Here is a 21,852-nt window from a genome sequence, read left to right on the forward strand (position 1 = left end):
GAAAAAACCCGCAGCGACGGCGGGTTCTTTCTTACAAGCAGGTAGCTGACCTCAGATAGGACGGCTGCCGTATTTGTTATCCGGCTTCTTCGGTGGATCAGCCACCACGTTGGGCTCGACCTCGACCACTTTGCCGCCTTTGGCGAGGAATTCTTCCATCGCACGGGCCAGGGCATCGCGCTCTTTGTTCTTGGCTTCAACGCTGGGCAGTTCGTCTACCGAAACAGCAGCCTTGGCCTTGCCTTTGGCTTTGGGCGCGACATCATCGCCAGCACTGTCATCAAGGTCTTCAGCAACGTCATCAGCCGCCGCTTCAAGACTTTCCTCAGTGTCGTCTTCGTCACCTACTTCGAGGTCGTCGTTTTCCAGATCATCGTCGCTCATGTTCTACCTCATGACTTGCGAAAAGCAGATTAGTTATAGCCCAGCTTCACCCTCTGTCGAGGTCGCCGGAAAAAAATCAACATCCACTGGATCACCAGTGGCTTATGCCCCTTCACCGTGCAAGGTGGCGAGGACTTTACGAGCACCGCCATGATCACGGTGCTCGCCCAGATAAACACCTTGCCAGGTCCCCATCGCCAAGCAGCCAGCCTTCACCGGCAAACTCAGCTGGCAGCCCAGGAGACTGGCCTTGAAGTGCGCCGGCAGATCATCCGGACCTTCGTCGTTGTGTTCGAACCCTGCATGGCCTTGCGGTACCAGCAAGTTGAAGAAACGCTCGAAGTCACGGCGAACCGCCGGATCGGCATTCTCGTTGACCGTCAACGAGGCCGAGGTGTGCTGCAGCCACAGATGCAACAGGCCCACGCGACACGCCTTCAATTCAGGCAAGCCGGCAAGCAACTCGTCGGTCACCAGGTGAAAGCCCCGGGGCTTGGCCCGAAGGGTAATCAGGGTCTGTTGCCACATACAGTTCTCCGCCCATCGGCGCGCATTCTAGCGCGCTCTGGAAAAAAACAAAGTGCCGAATACGCCTACATGCCTGTAAGACATTCGCACCCTTAAAAGTGCCGTGTGGATCCCATCACAAAGTTGACGAAAAACCCATGCCACTTATAGGCAGAGACAAACGCCAGACAAAAAAATGCCCGGCAAGCCGGGCATCTTTTTTTTGCGTACTTACAGGTTGTAGCCGCGCTCGTTATGTTGCGCCAGGTCGAGACCGACCGCCTCTTCCTCTTCGGTGACGCGCAGGCCCATGACCATGTCCAGCACCTTGAGGATGACGTAGGTGACGATCGCCGTGTAGATCACGGTGAAGCCGACGCCTTTGCACTGGATCCACACCTGGGCGGCGATGTCAGTGGTAGCGGCGTTGAAGCCACCCATCGACGGAGCCGCGAACACGCCGGTCAGGATCGCGCCGAGGATACCGCCGATACCGTGCACGCCGAAGGCATCCAGGGAGTCGTCGTAGCCCAGCTTGCGCTTGAGGGTAGTGGCGCAGAAGAAACACACCACGCCCGCCGCCAGGCCAATGACCAGGGCGCCCATCGGGCCCACGGTGCCAGCCGCCGGAGTAATCGCAACCAGGCCTGCCACCACACCCGAGGCGATGCCCAGTGCGCTCGGCTTGCCGTGGGTGATCCACTCGGCGAACATCCAGCCCAGCGCCGCAGCAGCGGTAGCAATCTGGGTAACCAGCATCGCCATGCCGGCCGTGCCGTTGGCTGCGGCAGCGGAACCGGCGTTAAAGCCGAACCAGCCGATCCACAGCATGGCCGCGCCGATCAAGGTGTAACCCAGGTTGTGCGGGGCCATCGGGGTGGTCGGGAAGCCTTTACGTTTGCCGAGCACCAGGCACGCCACCAGGCCAGCCACACCGGCGTTGATGTGCACCACGGTGCCACCGGCGAAGTCCAGCACGCCCCAGTCCCACATCAGGCCGCCGTTGCCGCTCCAGACCATGTGCGCAATCGGCGCATAGACCAGCGTGAACCAGATGCCCATGAAAATCAGCATCGCGGAGAACTTCATGCGCTCGGCGAAGGCACCGACGATCAGCGCCGGAGTGATGATGGCGAACGTCATCTGGAAGGTGATGAACACCGCTTCCGGAAACAGCGCCGCAGGCCCGGTAATGCTGGCTGGAGTGACCCCTGCCAGGAACGCCTTGCCCATGCCGCCGAAGAAGGAGTTGAAGTTGACGACGCCCTGCTCCATACCGGTGGTATCGAACGCAATGCTGTAACCGTAGACGACCCACAGGATGCTGATCAGGCCAGTGATGGCAAAGCATTGCATCATCACCGACAGAATATTCTTGGAGCGGACCATGCCGCCGTAGAACAGCGCCAGGCCAGGAATGGTCATGAACAGCACCAATGCGGTGGCGGTCAGCATCCAGGCAGTGTCGCCGGAGTTGAGGACTGGAGCCGCCACTTCGTCTGCCGCCATTGCAAGGCCTGGCATTACGATGGACAACAGGGCTCCGAGCCCTGCGAATGTACGCAGAGTCATAGTGTTTTTCTCCTGGGGCGTTGGGGTTTGGCGGCTTAGATTGCGTCGGTATCGGTTTCGCCGGTACGGATGCGGATAGCCTGTTCCAGATTGACCACGAAGATCTTGCCGTCACCGATCTTGCCGGTGTTGGCGGCCTTGGTTATCGCCTCGATAACCCGGTCAAGATCCTTGTCGTCAATGGCGACATCAATCTTCACCTTCGGCAGGAAATCGACCACATATTCCGCGCCGCGATACAGCTCGGTATGACCCTTCTGCCGACCGAAGCCCTTGACCTCAGTAACGGTAATGCCCTGCACGCCGATCTCGGACAGTGACTCGCGTACGTCGTCCAACTTGAACGGCTTGATGATGGCAGTGACTAGCTTCATGAAAACTCTCTCCCGAATTGGTGGACTTGCCCCAGGAAAACAAACCCGTCTCAAGTCTAAGCGCAGTGCCTGGCTTTGTAACGCATCGTCGCCTCGGCATTTACCGTAGCGACGCCAGCGAACCACTGGTGACGAAACCTGTACCCCTGATCCGTCGGCGCACTGCATTCGTCACAGCGACTGCATCAGTGCATGGGTCATGATCGTCTAAGCAGAAACCTTGCCAGCTCCGTAAAACTCACTGAAATCAGTCCATTGCCCACTCATGCCCATCTGCAGGGCGTTCCGGCGGTGGCGATGCGCATCAAAACAGTGCGCAAGCGCCCATCCCGATGCGCGAAAAGCGTGCGCATCAGGGCCGTGAAAAGACTATAGACGCTGCGTGATACACTGCCGGCCAACAGTTTTCCGGAATATTTCCCATGCTCGCGCCCAAAGACTTCCTCGACGCCCTGAGCGGCCACGCCTCTCGCCTGTTCAGCGGCGACACTCCGCTGCCCCGCAATGAAATCGAAAGCCAGTTCAAGGCACTGCTGCAAAGTGGCTTCAGCAAGCTCGATCTGGTGAGCCGTGAAGAGTTCGACAGCCAGATGGTGGTGTTGGCCCGCACACGTGCGCGGCTTGAAAGCCTGGAGGCAAAAGTGGCGGAACTGGAAGCGCGCCTGACGCCACCCACCGCCGAATAAACGCAATCAGTGCGGGAGGGGGTTTGCCCCCTCCCACATTTGCCCTGCGTTTTTGCCTGATACGTTCTGTAAAACCTCCCCCGCTTTGCTTTTTCCACCCTCGTCTACCCTTGAATAACCCGCAGGAAGCGGCCTCCCATTCAAGGATCGAGCATGTCCCTCGCCATCGTCCACAGTCGCGCCCAGATCGGCGTTGAAGCCCCCGTCGTCACGGTTGAAGTGCATATGGCTAATGGCTTGCCATCACTGACGCTGGTGGGCTTGCCGGAGACGGCGGTAAAGGAAAGCAAGGACCGTGTACGCAGCGCCATTCTCAATTCGGCCCTGCAATATCCGCCGCGTCGCATCACCCTCAACCTCGCGCCCGCCGACCTGCCCAAGGACGGCGGGCGTTTTGATTTGGCGATTGCCCTGGGGATCCTGGCGGCCAGTATGCAGGTGCCGGCGTTGATGCTCGATGACGTTGAGTGCCTGGGCGAGTTGGCGCTGTCCGGCGAGGTACGCGCGGTGAAAGGCGTGTTGCCGGCCGCATTGGCGGCGCGCAAGGCCGGGCGCACCTTGATAGTGCCCAGGGCGAACGCTGAGGAAGCGTGCCTGGCATCGGGATTGAAGGTGATTGCGGTGGACCACTTGCTGCAAGTGGTGGCGCACCTGAACGGGCATGTACCGATCGAGCCCTACCAGTCGGACGGCTTGCTGTATTTGAACAAACCTTACCCGGACCTCAGTGAAGTACAGGGCCAGTTGGCTGCCAAGCGTGCCTTGCTGATCGCGGCTGCGGGGGCGCACAACCTGTTATTCAGCGGGCCGCCCGGCACTGGCAAGACCTTGCTCGCCAGCCGCCTGCCGGGGTTGCTGCCACCACTGAGTGAGCACGAAGCGCTGGAAGTCGCGGCGATTCAATCGGTGGTCAGCCTGGCGCCGTTGAGCCATTGGCCGCAACGGCCGTTTCGCCAGCCGCACCACTCGGCGTCGGGCCCCGCGCTGGTCGGCGGCGGATCGAAACCGCAACCGGGGGAAATCACCCTGGCCCACCACGGCGTGCTGTTCCTCGACGAGTTGCCGGAGTTCGATCGCAAAGTCCTGGAGGTGCTGCGTGAGCCACTTGAGTCGGGGCATATCGTGATTTCCCGCGCCCGCGACCGGGTAAGCTTCCCGGCACGCTTCCAATTGGTCGCGGCGATGAACCCCTGCCCTTGCGGCTATCTGGGCGAACCCAGCGGCCGCTGTCGATGTACGCCGGAGCAGATCCAACGCTATCGCAACAAGCTGTCCGGGCCTTTGCTGGACCGGATCGATCTGCACCTGACCGTGGCGCGGGAGGCCACGGCACTGAGCCCGGCACAACAGACCGGTGACAACACCGCGAAAGCTTCCGCAGCAGTGGCCGATGCACGGGAACGCCAGCAACGCCGCCAAGGATGCGCCAACGCCTTCCTCGACCTGCCGGGGTTGCGCGAGTACTGCAAGCTGGCAAAGGTCGATGAAAGCTGGTTGGAAAGCGCATGCGAACGACTGACGCTGTCGCTGCGGGCGGCCCATCGGTTGCTCAAGGTAGCGCGTACCCTGGCGGACCTGGAACAAACAGACAACATCGCTCGCCACCATCTGCAAGAGGCCTTGCAGTACCGTCCGGCGGCGAGCACTTGAGCCATGCGCCTGCGCATCCTGAATGGCGGTGGCTTAGCGGAACCGGTCTACTTCATGCCGCAGGCCCGCCGCCAGGGTCTCCAGTTCCTTGGCGGTGATCGCCAGGTTCGACACCACTTCACGCTGCTCGCTGTTAGCCAGCGCAATGCTCTGCAGGTTGCTGCTGAGCAAGGTCGCGGTGCTGCTCTGCTCCTGGGTGGCGGTGGTGATGGCGGCAAACTGCTGGCCGGCCGAGCGGCTCTGCTCGTCGATGCGCGCCAGGGCCGAAGCCACGTCGGCATTACGCGACAGGCCTTCCTGCATCAGTACATTGCCGTGTTCCATGGTGCTGATGGCATTCCCGGTTTCCTGCTGGATGCTCTGGATCATGCCGGAAATTTCATCAGTGGCCTGGCGGGTACGCGAGGCCAGGTTGCGCACTTCGTCGGCGACCACGGCAAAGCCACGGCCTTGCTCGCCCGCGCGGGCGGCTTCGATGGCAGCGTTCAGCGCCAGCAGGTTGGTCTGTTCCGCGATCGACGTAATCACGCCAACGATGCCGCCGATTTCCTGGGAACGCTGGCCCAAGGTGTTGATCACCGTCGCGGTGCTGTTCAGGGCGGTGGCGATATGTTCCAGGGACGACGACGCCTCCTGCATCGAGGCACGTCCGATGCGGGTCTGCTGGGCATTTTCCTGGGCCAGGCGCTCGGTGCTGCCCATGTTGTCGGCGATATTCAGCGAGGTGGCGCTGAACTCTTCCACCGCGCCCGCCATGCTAGTGATCTCGCCAGACTGCTGTTCCATGCCTTCATAGGCACCGCCAGACAAACCGGACAACGCCTGGGCACGGCTGTTGACCTCTTCCGCCGCCTTGCGGATGTGCGAAACCATGGTCGACAGCGCTTCGCCCATCTGGTTGAAGCTGCGCGCCAACTGGCCGATTTCGTCATGGCTGGAGACGTTCAGACGCGCGCTCAGGTCGCCCGCACCGAGCGCTTCGGCTTGGCGCACCAGGTCACTCAGGGGCGCGAGCTTGCTGCGCAACAGCCACACGGTGGCGCCCACCGCCAACAGCATGGCCAGCACGCTGCCGATTACCAGGCGCAGGCCGACGTCCCAGGTCACTGCACGAATCTCAGCCTTCGGCATGCTCGCCACCACCGCCCAGGGGCCGCCCTCGAACGGTACCGAAACGCTGTAGAAATCTTCGTTCTTGTCGCTCCAGAAGCGCCCTTCACCCGGCTTCTTCGCCAGGTCGAGCATCACCGGAATGGCTTGATCCAAGGCTTGTACACCGGCCGGCGGCACCAGCCAGTGCTTCTGTTCATCCAGCAGCGAGAGGGAGCCGGTCTGGCCGATACGGAAGCGCTTGAGGTTGTCGAACTGGGCTTTCTGCTCGTCGGTGTAATCGAAACCGATGAACAGCACCGCAATGACTTTTCCGCTGGCGTCACGCACCGGGCTGTACTGGGTCATGTACGAGCGATCGAACAATACGGCCCGACCGATGTAGGTCTGCCCGCTGAACACACGCTGGTAGGCCGGCCCCTGGCGGTCCAGCACGGTGCCGATGGCGCGGTTGCCATCCTGCTTGGTCAGGGACGTGCTGATGCGGACAAAATCATCGCCGCTGCGCACGAATACCGTGGCCACGCCGCCGGACATGTCCTTGAATTCATCCACTTCGCTGAAGTTGTTGTTCAGCAGCTGGCTGCCCAGGTAGAGGCCCGGGGTTTGCACACCGGCCACGGCGACTGGCTCGTCTGCACGCACGCTCAAGCCGGCGCCGAAGCGCTTTTCAAACAGCCCGCTCAAACGCTGGGTGCTCTCGCGCAAGGTGCTGTGGAAGGTATTGAGTTGGTCGGCGAGCAGGCGCGCCTCGCTGGCCAGGTGTTCCTCGCGGGTGGCGAGGTTGGCGGTGTCGAGGGAACGTAGAGCGAAAACGGTACTGCCGCTGATAACGACAGCAAGAATCACGGCCAATGCGAGGCCTAACTGGGAGGCGATCCGAGCGCGAGGTTGAGACATGACAGCTCCTGAGCCGAGGCCAGGATCATCCTGATCTCTTAGCGCTGCTCGGCGAATTATCTGGTGGGAAACGTAAGTGCACGATGGTTCCAACACTCCTACTTCGGCGGAGTTTTACAATACTTGAGCGATTCACAGGGGTATCGCGCAAACGATTGCCGTACACATGCCAAACCCTTTATTCGAGGCGGGCCACTTCGGGCAAAACCATCGCATGCACCTCGCCCTGGAGAAACTCCGCCAAACGCCGCAGGCGCTCACCACCGGGGCGGGTTTTCGGCCACACCAGGTAATAGCTTTCCCCGCTGGCGACGGCCGTTGGCCAAGGCAGGCTCAGGCGTTTCTGGGCAACGTCCTCGGCCACCATCAGCAAGTCACCCATGGACACCCCATAACCCCGCGCGGCGGCGATCATGCCCAACTCCAGCGTATCGAACACCTGCCCACCCTTGAGCGAAACCCGGGACGCCAACCCCATGCGTTCCAACCAGTAGCGCCAGTCGCGCCGGTCCGGTGTCGGATGCAGCAGTTCAGCCGTTGCCAGCCGCGTCACGTCCCAGGGGCCGTCATCCAACAGATTGGGCGCGCCCACCGGAATCAGCATTTCGGCAAACAGGTAACTGGCTTCCCAGTCTGCGGGAAAGTGCCCGTTACTGAGCAATACCGCGCAATCGAACGGCTCCTGGTTGAAGTCCACTTCGTCGATGTTCATCCACGCACTGGTGAGCTGCACCTCATTGCCCGGCTGCAAGGCCCGAAAGCGACTCAACCGCGCCAGCAGCCAGCGCATGGTCAAGGTGGACGGTGCTTTCATGCGCAAAATGTCATCTTCGGCATTCAGGGTATGGCAGGCGCGCTCCAGGGCGGCGAAACCTTCGCGCACGCCGGGCAGCAACAAGCGCGCCGCCTCCGTGAGCTGCAGAGTGCGGCCGCTGCGCTGGAAAAGCCGGCAGGCGAAATGCTCTTCGAGCGTACGAATATGCCGGCTGACCGCACTTTGGGTAATCGACAACTCCTCTGCCGCGCGGGTAAAGGAGTGGTGACGAGACGCGGCCTCGAACGCCCGCAGGGCGTAAAGCGGAGGAAGACGACGGGACATTCTGAAAGCTCCGACAGCGCAATCCGCAAACCCTACCAGAATAGATCAGGCATGAGTTTTAATCATGCAAACGATCGCTTTTATCCTTTTGTGCAATGCGCCCAAAGCGCCGAGAATCAGCCCTCTCCACCACCCTGACCTGTCGAGCGTGATGATCATGCAGCATCCGGTACGTACCGAACTCTGGGCCATTCTGCGGCTGTCGGGGCCGTTGATTGCCTCACAGTTGGCGCACATGCTGATGGTGCTGACCGACACCCTGATGATGGCCCGCCTGAGCCCCGAAGCCCTGGCCGGCGGTGGCCTGGGCGCGGCGAGCTATTCGTTCGTGGCGATTTTCTGCATCGGTGTGATTGCGGCGGTGGGCACCCTGGTGGCGATCCGTCACGGCGCGGGCGACATCGACGGCGCCACCCGCCTGACCCAGTCCGGGCTGTGGCTGGCGTGGTTGATGGCCCTGGCGGCGGCGCTGCTGCTGTGGAACCTCAAGCCAGTGCTGCTGCTGTTCGGCCAGACCGAAACCAACGTGCAGGCCGCCGGGCAGTTCCTGACCCTCCTGCCATTCGCCCTGCCCGGCTATCTGAGCTTCATGGCGTTGCGCGGTTTCACCAGCGCTATCGGCAAAGCCACGCCAGTGGTGGTGATCAGCCTGTGCGGCACGGTGGTCAATTACCTGCTCAACCATGCGCTGATCGAAGGCATGTTCGGCCTGCCGAAGCTCGGGCTGATGGGCATTGGCCTGGTGACGGCCATCGTCGCCAATGGCATGGCGTTGGCGCTGATGTGGTACATCCGCAGCAACCGGACCTACGCCGCCTACCCCCTGACTACCGGCCTGCTGCGCCTCAATACCCACTATCTGCGCGAGCTGTGGCGCCTGGGCCTGCCGATCGGCGGCACCTATGCAGTGGAAGTCGGGCTGTTCGCGTTTGCGGCGCTGTGCATGGGCACCATGGGCAGTACGCAGTTGGCGGCGCACCAGATTGCCCTGCAGATCGTCTCGGTGGCGTTCATGGTCCCGGCAGGGATGTCCTACGCGGTGACCATGCGTATCGGCCAGCACTATGGCGCCGGGCGGTTGTTGAGCGCGCGCCTGGCCGGGCGGGTCGGCATAGGGTTCGGCGCCATGGTCATGCTGGGGTTTGCCGTGGTGTTCTGGCTGTTTTCCGACCCGCTGATCGGGCTGTTCCTCGACCATGACGACCCGGCCTTTCACGAGGTGATCGTGCTCGCCGTCAGCCTGTTGGCCGTCGCGGCCTGGTTCGAGCTGTTCGACGGTGTGCAGACCATTGCCATGGGCTGCATCCGTGGCCTCAAGGACGCCAAGACTACCTTCCTGGTGGGGCTCGGTTGCTACTGGCTGATCGGCGCGCCATCGGCCTGGTTGATGGCGTTCACGTTAGGCTGGGGGCCGACCGGCGTGTGGTGGGGCCTGGCGCTGGGCCTTGCCTGTGCGGCGGTGAGCCTGACGTGGGCGTTTGAGGCGAAGATGAAGCGCATGATTCGACAGGCGCCGGAAAGACAAGCTGGTTTCCAGGCCGCACAGACGCACTAAGGGCCTACTCGATTAGAAATGTGGGAGGGGGCCTGCCCCCGATGGCGGTTTGTCAGTCACCGGATGTGTTGACTGATACACCGCTATCGGGGGCAAGCCCCCTCCCACATTTTGGATTGGGTTTACAAGGCTGAATATTCAGCCCAACAACGCCTGCTGGCCCTTGCCAAACGTCAGGTACTCCACCAGCTCGGCCAATGGCAGCGGTTTACTGATCAAGTAGCCCTGGGCTTGATCGCAACCAAACAGCCTCAAAAGCGCAAGCTGCTCAGCGGTCTCCACGCCTTCGGCCACCACTTCCAGGTTGAGGTTGTGGGCCAGGTTGATCATGGCGTGCACCAGTTTGCGATTCTCTTCGCGCTCTTCCATGCCGCCGACGAAGCTCTTGTCGATCTTCAACAAGGCAATCGGCAAGCTGTTGAGGTGCACGAACGATGAGAAACCGGTGCCGAAGTCATCCAGGGAAAACCGCACGCCGAGGCGACCGAGGGCGTCCATGGTCTGTTTGACCAGGTCGCTGCGACGCATCACGGCGGTTTCGGTCAACTCGAACTCCAGCCATTGCGCTTCCACGCCACGTTCGGCAATCAGACGACTGAGTGTCGAGAGCAGTTGGCTGTCCTGAAACTGGCGAAACGACAGGTTGACCGCCATGTGCAACGCCGGCAGGCCGCGTTCGCGCAGGTCCTGCATGTCGCGCAGGGCGCGGGAAATTACCCAATACCCCAACGGCACGATCAGGCCGCTCTGCTCGGCCAGGGGCACGAACTCGCTCGGTGGCAACAGGCCACGCTCGCCATGGCGCCAACGCACCAAGGCTTCCAGGCCCACAATATGCCCATCGTCCAGGTCCAGGCGCGGCTGGTAGTGCAGCTCCAGCTCATCGCGGCGCAGCGCACGGCGCAATTCGCTTTCCAGGTCGGCCAGGCTGCGCGCGTTGCGGTTGATGCGTTCGTTGAAGATATGAAAGGTACAGCCCTGGGTGCTTTTGGCCTGCTGCATGGCGATATGGGCGTGCCACATCAACGGGTCGGCCCCGGCGCGGGCGCGGGCATGCGCCACACCCAGGCTGCAGCCGATCAGCAGGCTTTCACCGTCCACCCAGTAAGGCTCGGCCATGACTTCGGTGATGCGCTCGGCCATCCACTCGGCGCGCTGGGGCGCACGGCGGGTGTCGATCAGCAGCGCGAACTCATCGCTGCCCAGGCGCGCCAATTGGTCACCGGCTTCAAGCTGGCTCTTGAGTCGCGATACCACCTGCAGGATCAAGCGGTCGCCGGCCTGATGACCGAGGGCATCGTTGGCGTGACGGAAATTGTCCAGGTCCAGGTGACCGAGGGCCAGGCCGCGACCTTCGTTATCCGCCAACCGCGCCGCCAGCAAGGTCTGGAAACCCTGGCGGTTGGCGATACCGGTGAGCGGGTCCTGTTCGGCCAGGCGCTGCAACGTGTTCTCCAGCACGCCACGCTCGCGCACATGGCGCAGGCAGCGGCGCAACGTATCGGCGTCCAGCACGGAATGGACCAGCCAATCGCTGACACCGAGCGGCGGAACCAATGGTTCCTGTTCCAGCAACAATACACACGGCAAGCTGCACCGGCCCGGGCCGGGTTGCAGAGGGGGCGTGGTCAAGAGCACCGCACCGTGGTCGTCGTCGAACAGACGACTCACCGAGTCCCAGTTGGGCGCGCTGATCAGCACAGCCCCGTCGCCCATCGGCGCCAGGCACTCGCGCAACAACGCTGCCCACTCAGGCTCATCGGCCAGCAGCAGCAAACGCAAGGGTTCGACAGGCGTAGACAAGCTAGCTCCCTAGACTCTGCAAGAATTCGTTGGCGGTGGCATTATGACGTGCGGTCTGACAATGACCAATGCCTGACAAATGATAGGTGCTATCAAACACGCCGACTGTGAAAAATAGTCGCAATACCCCGCACATCCTGCGGCAAAGTAGCAAAACCGGCAAATTTAGATCGAGTGGTACGTCACACCGTCGATCCAGGGCAGCAGAAACTTGCCAGCCTGTTAAAATGCCCGCCCTTTTGAACGACGACTCCCCGAACTCTGTATGTCCCGACTCAATCCCCGGCAGCAAGAAGCCGTGAACTACGTCGGCGGCCCTCTATTGGTGCTCGCCGGTGCTGGCTCCGGCAAGACCAGCGTGATCACCCGCAAGATCGCGCACCTGATCCAGAACTGCGGCATCCGCGCCCAGTACATCGTCGCCATGACCTTTACCAACAAGGCAGCGCGGGAAATGAAAGAGCGCGTCGGCACCCTGCTCAAGGGTGGCGAAGGCCGTGGCCTCACCGTGTGTACCTTCCACAACCTCGGGCTGAACATCATCCGCAAGGAACATGCGCGGCTGGGCTACAAGCCGGGCTTTTCGATCTTCGACGAGGCCGACGTCAAAGCCCTGATGACCGATATCATGCAGAAGGAATACGCGGGCGACGACGGCGTCGACGAGATCAAGAACATGATCGGCGCCTGGAAAAACGACCTGGTCCTGCCCGCCGAAGCCCTGGAAGCCGCACGCAACCCCAAGGAACAGACCGCCGCCATCGTCTACACCCACTATCAGCGCACGCTCAAGGCGTTCAATGCGGTGGACTTCGACGACCTGATCCTGCTGCCGGTCAAACTGTTCCAGGAACACAAGGACATCCTGGAAAAGTGGCAGAATAAGGTGCGCTACCTGCTGGTGGACGAATACCAGGACACCAACGCCAGCCAATACTTGCTGGTGAAACTGCTGATCGGTACACGCAACCAGTTCACCGTGGTGGGCGACGACGACCAGTCGATCTACGCCTGGCGCGGTGCGCGCCCGGAAAACCTGATGCTGCTCAAGGATGATTACCCGTCTTTGAAAGTGGTGATGCTGGAGCAGAACTACCGCTCCACCAGCCGTATCCTGCGCTGCGCCAACGTGCTGATCTCGAACAACCCCCACGAGTTTGAAAAACAGCTGTGGAGCGAGATGGGCCATGGCGACGAAATCCGCGTGATCCGCTGCCGCAACGAAGACGCCGAAGCCGAGCGCGTGGCCGTGGAAATCCTCAGCCTGCACCTGCGCACCGACCGGCCTTACAGCGACTTTGCGATCCTGTATCGCGGTAACTACCAGGCCAAGCTGATCGAGCTGAAACTGCAGCACCACCAGGTACCGTATCGCCTGTCGGGCGGCAACAGCTTTTTCGGGCGCCAGGAAGTGAAAGACCTGATGGCCTACTTCCGCCTGATCGTGAACCCGGATGACGACAACGCCTTCCTGCGCGTGATCAACGTCCCACGTCGGGAAATCGGTTCGACGACCTTGGAAAAACTTGGCAACTACGCCACTGAACGCAAGATCTCGATGTACGCCGCCACCGACGAAATCGGCCTGGGCGAACACCTGGACACGCGCTTCACCGACCGCCTGTCGCGCTTCAAGCGCTTCATGGACAAGGTACGCGAGCAGTGCGCCGGTGAAGACCCGATCAGCGCCCTGCGCAGCATGGTCATGGACATCGACTACGAAAACTGGCTGCGCACCAACAGTTCCAGCGACAAAGCCGCGGACTACCGCATGGGCAACGTCTGGTTCCTGATCGAGGCCCTGAAGAACACCCTGGAAAAAGACGAAGACGGTGAAATGACCGTTGAGGACGCCATCGGCAAGCTGGTGCTGCGCGACATGCTCGAGCGCCAGCAGGAAGAGGAAGACGGCGCCGAAGGTGTGCAGATGATGACGTTGCATGCATCCAAGGGTCTGGAATTCCCCTACGTGTTCATCATGGGCATGGAAGAGGAAATCCTCCCGCATCGCTCCAGCATCGAAGCCGACACCATCGAGGAAGAACGGCGCCTGGCCTACGTGGGCATTACCCGTGCGCGTCAGACACTGGCCTTCACCTTCGCTGCCAAGCGTAAGCAATACGGCGAAATCATCGATTGTGCCCCCAGCCGCTTCCTCGATGAGCTGCCGCCGGATGACCTGGCCTGGGAAGGCAACGACGACACCCCGACCGAGGTGAAGGCCGTTCGCGGCAACAGCGCCTTGGCTGATATACGCGCGATGTTAAAGCGCTAGAATCGACTACTTTTTAATCTACTTTCGGCGCCTGTTGCGCTAACAGAGGAAGCTTTCCGTGGAAGCACTGCACAAGAAAATTCGCGAAGAAGGCATCGTGCTTTCCGATCAGGTACTCAAGGTTGATGCCTTTCTGAACCACCAGATCGATCCGGCGCTGATGAAACTGATCGGCGACGAATTCGCCGCGCTGTTCAAGGACTCCGGCATCACCAAGATCGTCACCATCGAAGCCTCAGGCATCGCTCCGGCGATCATGACCGGCCTGAACCTCGGCGTGCCAGTGATCTTCGCACGCAAGCAGCAGTCCCTGACACTGACCGAAAACCTGCTGTCGGCGACGGTGTATTCCTTCACCAAGAAAACCGAAAGCACCGTGGCAATTTCCCCACGCCACCTGACCAGCAGCGACCGCGTGCTGGTTATTGATGACTTCCTGGCCAATGGCAAAGCCTCCCAGGCGCTGATTTCGATCATCAAGCAGGCCGGCGCGACCGTCGCCGGGCTGGGCATCGTGATCGAGAAGTCGTTCCAGGGTGGCCGTGCGGAGCTGGATGCCCAGGGTTATCGGGTTGAATCGCTGGCGCGGGTGAAGTCGCTGGCGGGTGGGGTTGTGACCTTTATCTGATTCAACACAGCTCAAAATGTGGGAGGGGGCTTGCTCCCGATGGCAGTGGGTCAGCCAACCTTTTTGGTGACTGATACACCGCTATCGGGGGCAAGCCCCCTCCCACATTTTGTCTGATGTTGGCTTTTAGTGCGCGGTGGCCTGAAGGCCGGCGAGTAGCAGGCGCTGGTACAGGTCCTCCTTGAACCCCTCCGGCTGATCCAAGCGCATACGCTTCAAATGTTCGGGAAACGCTTCCGGCTCCGGTGCATCCAGCGCCGCCTTGCCCAGTTCCAGCATCTCCGTGAGCTTGAATTTGCTCTTGAGCCAATTCAGAGCACGCAACAGGTCCCGCTCTTCATCGGTGAAATCGCTGCCCAACGGGTATTCCGGGAACAGCCGTCGATGCTTGGCCTGAATCGCCTGGAGCCGCTGCGGTGTGTTGTCGGCAAAACGCGGGTCCAGCTTGAAATCCTTGGGCAGTTTGCCGGCTTTTTGCGCCTGTTCGATCAAGCCTTCCTGGAAGCGCGAGTCAGTGACATTGAGCAACGCCTCGATCACCTGGGCATCCGTCTGACCGCGCAAATCGGCAATCCCGTACTCGGTAATGACGATATCCCGCAGGTGCCGGGGAATGGTGCAATGGCCGTACTCCCAGACGATATTCGAACTGACCTCCCCGGCCGACTCGCGCCAGCTGCGCAGGATCAGGACCGAGCGCGCGCCTTCCAGCGCGTGGCCCTGGGCAACGAAGTTGTACTGCCCGCCCACGCCGCTGAGCACGCGGCCATCTTCCAATTGGTCGGCCACACCGGCGCCGAGCAAGGTGACCATGATCGCGCTGTTGATAAACCGTGCGTCCTGGCGCTGTAAACGCTTGAGCTCTTCCTGGCCGTACAGCTCGTTGATATAGCTGATGCGGGTCATGTTGAATGCCAGCCGCCTGGCGTGGCTCATCTCCTGCAAGCGCTGGTAGAAACTGCGCGGGCCGAGGAAGAAACCGCCATGGATCGAGATGCCATCGGGCTGCGCCGCATCGTCGAGCAGCCCGGCGTTGGCCTGCTCCTGGGTTGCCACATCCGGGTACACCTTGCGCCGGATGATTCCGGCATCGGCCAGCACCAGCAAGCCGTTGACGAACATTTCGCTGCAACCGTAAAGGCCACGGGCGAATGGCTCAACGCCGCCCTCACGGCTGATCAAGGGCGCCCATTGATACACATCCAGGTCGGTCAGCAACAATCGATAGGCTTCATTATCGGCCTGGCGCGCCAGTAATGCGGCGGTCAGCGCGTCGCCCATGGAGCCGATACCGATCTGCAAGGTGCCGCCATCACGCACCAGCGTGCTGGCATGCAGGCCGATAAAGTGGTCCTGGAAGCCCACCGGCATGTTTGGCGTGGAGAACAGCGTGGTGCTGTCTTTCTCATCGAGCAGGTAATCGAAGGCGTCCATGCCCAACTCGGCATCGCCGGGCATGTAGGGCAAGTCGCTATGGACCTGGCCGACGATCAGGATCGTCTCACCCGCTGCGCGCCGCTTGGCGATCATCGGCAGCAGGTCAAGGGTGATATCCGGGTTGCAGCTCAGGCTCAGGCGGTCGGGGTGCTCGGCGCTGCTGGCAACCAGTTGCGCCACCAGGTTCAGGCCAGCGGCGTTGATGTCCCGCGCGGCATGGCTGTAGTTGCTGCTGACGTAGTCCTGCTGCGCCGCAGCGCTGTGGAGCAGGCTGCCGGGCTGCATGAAGAACTGCTGCACACGAATATTCTTCGGCAGGCTGTCTGCGTGCAGGTCAGCGAGAAAATCCAGCTCGGGGTAATCGCCAAATACTCGCTCGATAAAAGGTTCGAGAAAGCGCTTCTGCAACCCGTCGCCTATCGTCGGCCGGCCCAGACTCAATGCGGTGTAGATCGTCAGCGCGCGCTCGGGCAGCTTGGCGATACGCCGGTAGAGCGCATTGGCGAAGAGGTTGGGTTTGCCCAAACCCAGGGGCATGCCCATGTGGATATGCGCCGGCAAGCGCGCCAGTACGTCGTCAACTGCTTGCTCGATTGAACACAACTGCACCATCCGACTGCTCCCGAACATTCCATGAATTGGGGTTGGACCGAGCTTGCCGGGTCTTTGCTGCAATGAACAGCCACGAAACGCAAATCGCGGGCACAAAAAGGCCGCTCGTAAGCGGCCTTTTTGGCGAAGATCGGCGGGTTAGAGCCCGGACATCTTCTTGATCGCACCCTTCAGATCATCATCCGAGCAATCCGCGCAAGTGCCCTTGGGCGGCATGGCATTGATGCCCGTGATCGCCTTGGCGAGGATGCCATCAAGGCCGCCCTGGTGATCGGCGCGCTCTTTCCACGCGGCGGTATCGCCAACTTTCGGCGCTCCCAACAAGCCGGTGCCGTGGCAAGCATTGCAGTGCTTGGCGATGATCTCGTCCGGGGTTCTCGCCCCACCGCCGCCTGCCGTGACCACGACCTCCATGCCCTTGCATTCCTGGCCCTGGACACACACCTGGCCCACAGGCTCCAGGCGCTTGGCGATGTCATCGTTGGTCGCAGCTTGAGCGCTGACAGCCCATAGGGCCAGTACGGTTGCTGGTGCAGCCAGCATTTTCATAATTAGGTTCACGCGTTCACCCTCAATGGTGGCTATTCACGCCTGCGGCCACGGTTTCACAGGCGGCGAAAGTATAGCGGTTAGCCCGCCCGACCGAAACAACCCTATTAAATAAAGGGAGATTCGGCCTCACGGTGTACAGCTGCGCGAACCCCTGCAACGCTGGCAGGACGCCTCTGTTTTAAAAGTTCGCGGGTGTGGCTGCGCTGATTAGTCGCGCTGGCACGTCGAACGGATTGCGAAAACGATGGGGCTTGGTGCTTTCAAAGTAGTAGCTATCGCCTGCTTCGAGCACAAAAGTTTCAAGGCCGACCACCAGTTCCAAGCGCCCTTCCACCAGAATCCCGGTTTCTTCGCCTTCGTGGGTGAGCATTTCTTCGCCCGTGTCGGCGCCCGGCGGGTAGATTTCGTTGAGAAACGCGATGGCCCGGCTCGGGTGCGCTCGGCCTACCAGCTTCATGGTGACGGCACCGTCAGAGATGTCGATCAGCTCATTGGCTTTATAGACGATCTGCGTCGGTATTTCCTGGAGGATCTCTTCGGAAAAGAACTCGACCATGGACATGGGAATGCCGCCAAGGACCTTGCGCAGGGAACTGATCGAGGGGCTGACGCTGTTTTTCTCGATCATCGAAATGGTGCTGTTGGTGACGCCCGCGCGCTTGGCAAGCTCGCGCTGGGAAAGACCTTTGAGTTTACGGATGGATTGCAGTCGTTCGCCGACGTCCAATGCAGGAGCCTCCTAGGATTCAGGCTTTGTTGTAATTGAGCGTTATCATGGCGACAGCGTTCAGTATTTACAACACTTGGGCCTAAATCCCGGACAGCTGTATTCGTACCGGGCGATCAAGCGCCGCAATAGAGCCTTGGCACCCGGCGCAGGTTGCAGAAGATCTGGTAAGGGATGGTTTCAGCAGCGGTCGCGACTTCGCTGGCGAGGATGTGCTTGCCCCACAATTCCACCGTGGAACCCAGGCCCGCCTGGGGTACATCCGTCAGGTCGACGCAGAGCATGTCCATGGACACCCGGCCCAGCAACTGGCTACGCTGGCCGGCGACCAGCACCGGCGTGCCCGTAGGCGCGTGGCGCGGGTAGCCATCGGCATAGCCCATGGCAACCACGCCGATACGCATCGGCTTGGGCGTGACGAACCTGGCGCCGTAGCCTACCGGCTCACCGGCTGGCAGTTCGCGTACGCAAATGATTTTGGACTCCAGGGTCATCACCGGCTGCAAACGTGCAGCGATGGCCTGGTCGTCACCAAAGGGCGTGGCGCCGTAGAGCATGATGCCTGGGCGCACCCAGTCGCTGGGCACACTCGGCCACCCCAGGACGGACGGTGAATTGCGCAGGCTCACCTCCGCCGCCAGCCCTTGGCGGGCCGCGTCGAATACCCCCACTTGTTCGTTGCTGCTCACACAATCGAGCTCATCGGCGCGGGCGAAGTGGCTCATCAACACGATCTTTGCGACGTTGCCGCTGGCCAGCAGGCGCTTATACGCCTCCTGGAAATCCTTCGGATGCAGGCCGACACGGTGCATGCCCGAGTCCAGCTTGAGCCAGAGGGTCAACGGTTGGCTCAGCGTGGCCTGCTCGATAGCCTCGAGTTGCCATAGCGAATGCACCACGCACCACAGGTTTTGCTCGACGATCAGCGGCAGCTCGTCGGCTTCGAAAAAACCTTCCAGCAGCAGCACCGGCGCACGTATCCCGGCGGCGCGTAGTTCCAGGGCTTCTTCGATGCACGCCACCGCGAACCCGTCAGCCTCGGCCTCCAGCGCCTGGGCCACGGGCACCGCGCCATGCCCGTAGGCATCTGCCTTGATCACGGCGAGGGCCTTGGCCCCGCTGACTTCGCGGGCCAGTTGGTAGTTGTGGCGCAGGGCTTGAAGGTCGATCAGGGCACGGGCAGGACGCATGGCGGCAGGCTTCTAGGCGGCAGAGTAAAAAAACCGGTGCCGACCAACAACGTCGGCGCCGGGAGAGGGATTCAGGTTAAGGCAGCGCAGCCACGACGGACAGCTCTACCAGAATGTTCGGCTCACACAGTTTGGCTTCAACCGTAGCGCGAGCGGGCGCGGCGCCTTTGGGCAGCCACGTGTCCCACACCGCGTTCATACCGGCGAAGTCGGCATCGATGTCCTTCAAATAGATGGTTACCGACAGCAACCGGGTCTTGTCGGTGCCGGCCAGGTCCAGCAGACGCTCGATGTTGGCTAGGGTTTCACGGGTCTGCTGCTCGATGCCGGCATTCATGTCGTCGCCGACCTGGCCTGCCAGGTACACGGTGCCGCTGTGAACAACGATTTGGCTCATGCGCTCATTGGTGAGCTGGCGCTGGATTGACATGTCTTGCAGACTCCTGGTGGTTGCCGTAACGGGAAATAGCGAGGCCTTCGGCGCTGATCTGCGGGGTTTTCTTCGCCATCAGGTCAGCCAGCAAACGACCGGAGCCGCATGCCATGGTCCAGCCGAGGGTGCCGTGGCCGGTATTCAGGAACAGGTTCTTGAATGGAGTGCCGCCGACAATCGGTGTGCCATCGGGTGTGGTCGGGCGCAGGCCGGTCCAGAAACTGGCTTGGGCCAAATCGCCGCCCTGAGGATAAAGGTCGTTGATGATCATCTCCAGGGTTTCACGCCGGCGCGGGTTGAGCGACAGGTCAAAACCGGCTATCTCAGCCATGCCGCCGACGCGAATGCGGTTGTCGAAACGGGTGATCGCGACTTTGTAGGTTTCGTCGAGGATCGTCGAGGTAGGCGCCATTGCCGGGTTGGTGATCGGCACGGTCAGCGAATAGCCCTTGAGGGGATACACGGGCGCCTTGATCCCCAGCGGCTTGAGCAGCTTCGGCGAATAACTGCCGAGGGCCAGCACGTAGCGGTCGGCGGTTTCCAACTTGCCATCGATCCACACGCCATTGATGCGGTCGCCTGCATGATCGAGGCGCTGGATGTCCTGTTCGAAACGAAACTCAACGCCCAACTGCTCGCACATCTGCGCCAGGCGCGTGGTGAACATCTGGCAGTCGCCGGTCTGGTCGTTGGGCAGGCGCAGGGCACCGGCGAGAATATCGGTGACGCTGGCAAGGGCTGGCTCGACCCGAGCGATGCCGGCACGGTCAAGCAACTCGAAGGGCACGCCGGACTCCTGCAACACGGCGATGTCCTTGGCCGCACCATCGAGCTGGGCCTGGGTACGGAACACTTGGGTGGTCCCCAGGCTGCGCCCTTCGTAGGCAATCCCGGTTTCAGCGCGCAATTCGTCAAGGCAGTCGCGGCTGTACTCAGAGAGGCGGACCATGCGCTCCTTGTTCACCGCATACCGGCTGGCGGTGCAGTTGCGCAGCATCTGTGCCATCCACAGGTATTGGTCGATATCGGCAGTGGCCTTGATTGCCAGCGGCGCATGGCGCTGCAGCAGCCACTTGATCGCCTTGAGCGGCACGCCCGGCGCGGCCCATGGCGACGCATAGCCTGGGGATACCTGGCCGGCGTTGGCGAAACTGGTTTCCATGGCGGCAGCGGGTTGGCGGTCGACCACGACGACTTCAAAGCCGGCCCGCGCCAAATAATAGGCGCTGGTGACCCCAATGACGCCGCTACCCAAGACCAGAACGCGCATTTTAATTTCCTCACCACGGGCTGAGCCGCTGACGTGTGTTATTCGAGCAATGATGGACGCAGTGTAAAAAACAATCGCCAGTGCATTTCACTATATAAATGCCTATATTTGGCGACAATTCTCGGCACAAACCGTTTTAACAGAGGCGTATCCCCTATGCGTACCAACACCCAGACCAAGCGGGAGCTGGACAAGATCGACCGCAATATCCTGCGCATCCTGCAAACCGATGGGCGCATTTCGTTCACGGAACTGGGCGAGAAGGTTGGGCTGTCGACGACGCCGTGCACCGAGCGGGTACGCCGGCTGGAGCGCGAGGGGATCATCATGGGCTACAACGCGCGGCTCAATCCGCAGCATTTGAAGGGGAGTTTGCTGGTATTTGTCGAGATCAGCCTGGATTACAAGTCCGGCGATACGTTCGAAGAGTTTCGCCGCGCCGTGCTCAAACTGCCCCATGTGCTGGAGTGTCACCTGGTGTCCGGAGACTTTGACTATCTGGTGAAAGCGCGGATTTCCGAAATGGCTTCGTACCGCAAATTACTCGGCGATATCCTGCTCAAGTTGCCCCATGTGCGCGAATCCAAGAGCTATATCGTGATGGAAGAAGTGAAGGAAAGCCTGAACCTGCCGATTCCGGATTAACCTGACGCAACTCAATCAAATGTGGGAGGGTGCTTGCCCCTCCCACATTGACCGAGTACACCTGCTATACCAGTACCTGTCGAGTACTCGCCATGTACTCATGGATCTGCTTTTCCACCCGTGGATGAATCAGCTCCACCGGTCGCCGACCGTTGGGGCATGGCAGGGTCTTGGTGGTGCCAAACAGCCTGCATATCAACGGGCGCTCGTCGTAAACCGTGCAACCGTTCGGCCCCAGGTGCACACAGTTCAGCTCATCCATCGCAGCTTCCTGCTCGGCGGTCGTCTTGCGTGGCAGGCGCGACATTTCCTCGGGCGAGGTGGTGACCGGCCCACAGCAGTCGTGGCAGCCAGGGACACACTCGAACGAAGGAATCTGTCGGCGCAAGGCGCTGACTTTCTGACTGTTGCAACTCATCGACACCCACACCCCACCGCGAACA

At 61.1% G+C, this 21,852-nt stretch carries 20 protein-coding genes; 6 read left to right on the plus strand and 14 right to left on the minus strand.

Translation table 11 applies throughout. The features are described 5' to 3' along the window. Positions 1-51 precede the first annotated feature (51 nt). The 4 genes from sutA to glnK form a co-directional block, all read right to left on the minus strand. On the minus strand, positions 52-384 hold the full coding sequence (gene sutA, locus C4J86_RS25820; RefSeq protein WP_124364948.1) for a transcriptional regulator SutA: 333 nt from the start codon (positions 382-384) through the stop codon (positions 52-54). 102 nt (positions 385-486) lie between these two features. Next, on the minus strand, positions 487-912 hold the full coding sequence (locus C4J86_RS25825) for a secondary thiamine-phosphate synthase enzyme YjbQ (RefSeq protein ID WP_124372265.1): 426 nt from the start codon (positions 910-912) through the stop codon (positions 487-489). A gap of 210 nt (positions 913-1,122) precedes the next feature. Beyond that, on the minus strand, positions 1,123-2,463 hold the full coding sequence (locus C4J86_RS25830; RefSeq protein ID WP_124372266.1) for an ammonium transporter: 1,341 nt from the start codon (positions 2,461-2,463) through the stop codon (positions 1,123-1,125). A gap of 35 nt (positions 2,464-2,498) precedes the next feature. Beyond that, on the minus strand, positions 2,499-2,837 hold the full coding sequence (glnK, locus tag C4J86_RS25835; RefSeq protein ID WP_002555808.1) for a P-II family nitrogen regulator: 339 nt from the start codon (positions 2,835-2,837) through the stop codon (positions 2,499-2,501). Between the two features lie 422 nt (positions 2,838-3,259). Here glnK and C4J86_RS25840 point away from each other — a divergent pair, with 422 nt between their 5' ends. Continuing rightward, positions 3,260-3,523 carry an accessory factor UbiK family protein gene (locus C4J86_RS25840; protein ID WP_124372267.1) on the plus strand — a complete coding sequence of 88 codons (264 nt, stop codon included), beginning with the start codon at positions 3,260-3,262 and terminating at the stop codon, positions 3,521-3,523. A gap of 153 nt (positions 3,524-3,676) precedes the next feature. Continuing rightward, the gene (locus tag C4J86_RS25845) at positions 3,677-5,173 is read left to right on the plus strand and encodes a YifB family Mg chelatase-like AAA ATPase (protein ID WP_124372268.1); all 1,497 of its coding nucleotides are present in this window, start codon (positions 3,677-3,679) and stop codon (positions 5,171-5,173) included. A 33-nt stretch (positions 5,174-5,206) separates the two neighbouring features. Here C4J86_RS25845 and C4J86_RS25850 read toward each other — a convergent pair whose 3' ends face one another. Both C4J86_RS25850 and C4J86_RS25855 read right to left on the minus strand, forming a co-directional pair. Further along, positions 5,207-7,183 carry a methyl-accepting chemotaxis protein gene (locus tag C4J86_RS25850; RefSeq protein WP_124372269.1) on the minus strand — a complete coding sequence of 659 codons (1,977 nt, stop codon included), beginning with the start codon at positions 7,181-7,183 and terminating at the stop codon, positions 5,207-5,209. A 178-nt stretch (positions 7,184-7,361) separates the two neighbouring features. Continuing rightward, complete coding sequence (locus tag C4J86_RS25855) at positions 7,362-8,282, minus strand: LysR substrate-binding domain-containing protein (protein WP_124368804.1); 921 nt, start codon at positions 8,280-8,282, stop codon at positions 7,362-7,364. A 151-nt stretch (positions 8,283-8,433) separates the two neighbouring features. On the opposite strand from C4J86_RS25855, the gene C4J86_RS25860 reads away from it, so the two are divergent. Beyond that, the gene (locus C4J86_RS25860) at positions 8,434-9,837 is read left to right on the plus strand and encodes a NorM family multidrug efflux MATE transporter (protein WP_124372270.1); all 1,404 of its coding nucleotides are present in this window, start codon (positions 8,434-8,436) and stop codon (positions 9,835-9,837) included. A 138-nt stretch (positions 9,838-9,975) separates the two neighbouring features. On the opposite strand, the gene C4J86_RS25865 is transcribed toward C4J86_RS25860, so the two are convergent. Next, a complete protein-coding gene (locus tag C4J86_RS25865) occupies positions 9,976-11,640 on the minus strand; it encodes a bifunctional diguanylate cyclase/phosphodiesterase (RefSeq protein WP_124372271.1) in 1,665 nt (554 codons plus the stop codon). Positions 11,641-11,905: 265 nt separating this feature from the next. Between C4J86_RS25865 and rep the strand changes: the two genes are divergently transcribed. Then, a complete protein-coding gene (gene rep / locus C4J86_RS25870; protein ID WP_124364957.1) occupies positions 11,906-13,915 on the plus strand; it encodes a DNA helicase Rep in 2,010 nt (669 codons plus the stop codon). A gap of 58 nt (positions 13,916-13,973) precedes the next feature. Continuing rightward, the gene (locus tag C4J86_RS25875; protein ID WP_003176890.1) at positions 13,974-14,543 is read left to right on the plus strand and encodes a xanthine phosphoribosyltransferase; all 570 of its coding nucleotides are present in this window, start codon (positions 13,974-13,976) and stop codon (positions 14,541-14,543) included. Positions 14,544-14,669: 126 nt separating this feature from the next. On the opposite strand, the gene C4J86_RS25880 is transcribed toward C4J86_RS25875, so the two are convergent. From C4J86_RS25880 to dadA, 6 genes are all read right to left on the minus strand, one after another. Further along, positions 14,670-16,592, minus strand: coding sequence for an acetyl-CoA hydrolase/transferase C-terminal domain-containing protein (locus tag C4J86_RS25880; RefSeq protein WP_124372272.1), 1,923 nt, complete (start codon positions 16,590-16,592; stop codon positions 14,670-14,672). Between the two features lie 138 nt (positions 16,593-16,730). Beyond that, the gene (locus tag C4J86_RS25885) at positions 16,731-17,141 is read right to left on the minus strand and encodes a cytochrome c5 family protein (protein WP_124372487.1); all 411 of its coding nucleotides are present in this window, start codon (positions 17,139-17,141) and stop codon (positions 16,731-16,733) included. Between the two features lie 181 nt (positions 17,142-17,322). Next, positions 17,323-17,871 carry a cupin domain-containing protein gene (locus tag C4J86_RS25890; RefSeq protein WP_003176893.1) on the minus strand — a complete coding sequence of 183 codons (549 nt, stop codon included), beginning with the start codon at positions 17,869-17,871 and terminating at the stop codon, positions 17,323-17,325. Between the two features lie 116 nt (positions 17,872-17,987). Continuing rightward, positions 17,988-19,061 carry an alanine racemase gene (alr, locus tag C4J86_RS25895; protein ID WP_124372273.1) on the minus strand — a complete coding sequence of 358 codons (1,074 nt, stop codon included), beginning with the start codon at positions 19,059-19,061 and terminating at the stop codon, positions 17,988-17,990. Between the two features lie 76 nt (positions 19,062-19,137). Further along, positions 19,138-19,491 (minus strand): RidA family protein, encoded by a 354-nt coding sequence (locus tag C4J86_RS25900; RefSeq protein WP_124364960.1) that lies wholly within the window; start codon positions 19,489-19,491, stop codon positions 19,138-19,140. Next, positions 19,463-20,764 carry a D-amino acid dehydrogenase gene (dadA, locus tag C4J86_RS25905; RefSeq protein ID WP_124372274.1) on the minus strand — a complete coding sequence of 434 codons (1,302 nt, stop codon included), beginning with the start codon at positions 20,762-20,764 and terminating at the stop codon, positions 19,463-19,465. The genes C4J86_RS25900 and dadA overlap by 29 nt, the downstream gene beginning before the upstream one ends. Before the next feature lie 156 nt (positions 20,765-20,920). Between dadA and C4J86_RS25910 the strand changes: the two genes are divergently transcribed. Beyond that, positions 20,921-21,409 carry an Lrp/AsnC ligand binding domain-containing protein gene (locus tag C4J86_RS25910; RefSeq protein WP_003176896.1) on the plus strand — a complete coding sequence of 163 codons (489 nt, stop codon included), beginning with the start codon at positions 20,921-20,923 and terminating at the stop codon, positions 21,407-21,409. Positions 21,410-21,473: 64 nt separating this feature from the next. Here C4J86_RS25910 and C4J86_RS25915 read toward each other — a convergent pair whose 3' ends face one another. Then, positions 21,474-21,827 (minus strand): YkgJ family cysteine cluster protein, encoded by a 354-nt coding sequence (locus tag C4J86_RS25915; RefSeq protein WP_124372275.1) that lies wholly within the window; start codon positions 21,825-21,827, stop codon positions 21,474-21,476. Positions 21,828-21,852: the final 25 nt, after the last annotated feature.

It is taken from the genome of Pseudomonas sp. R2-7-07, assembly GCF_003852355.1.
In the GTDB taxonomy this organism is placed as follows: domain Bacteria; phylum Pseudomonadota; class Gammaproteobacteria; order Pseudomonadales; family Pseudomonadaceae; genus Aquipseudomonas.

Excerpts from the sequence above, each read along its gene's own strand:
- sutA (WP_124364948.1), bottom strand. The coding sequence starts at position 384 with ATGAGCGACGATGATCTGGAAAACGACGACCTCGAAGTAGGTGACGAA.
- C4J86_RS25855 (WP_124368804.1), bottom strand. The coding sequence starts at position 8,282 with ATGTCCCGTCGTCTTCCTCCGCTTTACGCCCTGCGGGCGTTCGAGGCC.
- C4J86_RS25845 (WP_124372268.1), top strand. The coding sequence starts at position 3,677 with ATGTCCCTCGCCATCGTCCACAGTCGCGCCCAGATCGGCGTTGAAGCC.
- dadA (WP_124372274.1), bottom strand. The coding sequence starts at position 20,764 with ATGCGCGTTCTGGTCTTGGGTAGCGGCGTCATTGGGGTCACCAGCGCC.
- C4J86_RS25915 (WP_124372275.1), bottom strand. The coding sequence starts at position 21,827 with ATGAGTTGCAACAGTCAGAAAGTCAGCGCCTTGCGCCGACAGATTCCT.
- C4J86_RS25825 (WP_124372265.1), bottom strand. The coding sequence starts at position 912 with ATGTGGCAACAGACCCTGATTACCCTTCGGGCCAAGCCCCGGGGCTTT.
- C4J86_RS25900 (WP_124364960.1), bottom strand. The coding sequence starts at position 19,491 with ATGTCAATCCAGCGCCAGCTCACCAATGAGCGCATGAGCCAAATCGTT.
- C4J86_RS25840 (WP_124372267.1), top strand. The coding sequence starts at position 3,260 with ATGCTCGCGCCCAAAGACTTCCTCGACGCCCTGAGCGGCCACGCCTCT.
- C4J86_RS25860 (WP_124372270.1), top strand. The coding sequence starts at position 8,434 with ATGATCATGCAGCATCCGGTACGTACCGAACTCTGGGCCATTCTGCGG.
- C4J86_RS25830 (WP_124372266.1), bottom strand. The coding sequence starts at position 2,463 with ATGACTCTGCGTACATTCGCAGGGCTCGGAGCCCTGTTGTCCATCGTA.
- C4J86_RS25850 (WP_124372269.1), bottom strand. The coding sequence starts at position 7,183 with ATGTCTCAACCTCGCGCTCGGATCGCCTCCCAGTTAGGCCTCGCATTG.
- rep (WP_124364957.1), top strand. The coding sequence starts at position 11,906 with ATGTCCCGACTCAATCCCCGGCAGCAAGAAGCCGTGAACTACGTCGGC.
- C4J86_RS25885 (WP_124372487.1), bottom strand. The coding sequence starts at position 17,141 with ATGAAAATGCTGGCTGCACCAGCAACCGTACTGGCCCTATGGGCTGTC.
- alr (WP_124372273.1), bottom strand. The coding sequence starts at position 19,061 with ATGCGTCCTGCCCGTGCCCTGATCGACCTTCAAGCCCTGCGCCACAAC.
- C4J86_RS25910 (WP_003176896.1), top strand. The coding sequence starts at position 20,921 with ATGCGTACCAACACCCAGACCAAGCGGGAGCTGGACAAGATCGACCGC.
- C4J86_RS25880 (WP_124372272.1), bottom strand. The coding sequence starts at position 16,592 with ATGGTGCAGTTGTGTTCAATCGAGCAAGCAGTTGACGACGTACTGGCG.
- glnK (WP_002555808.1), bottom strand. The coding sequence starts at position 2,837 with ATGAAGCTAGTCACTGCCATCATCAAGCCGTTCAAGTTGGACGACGTA.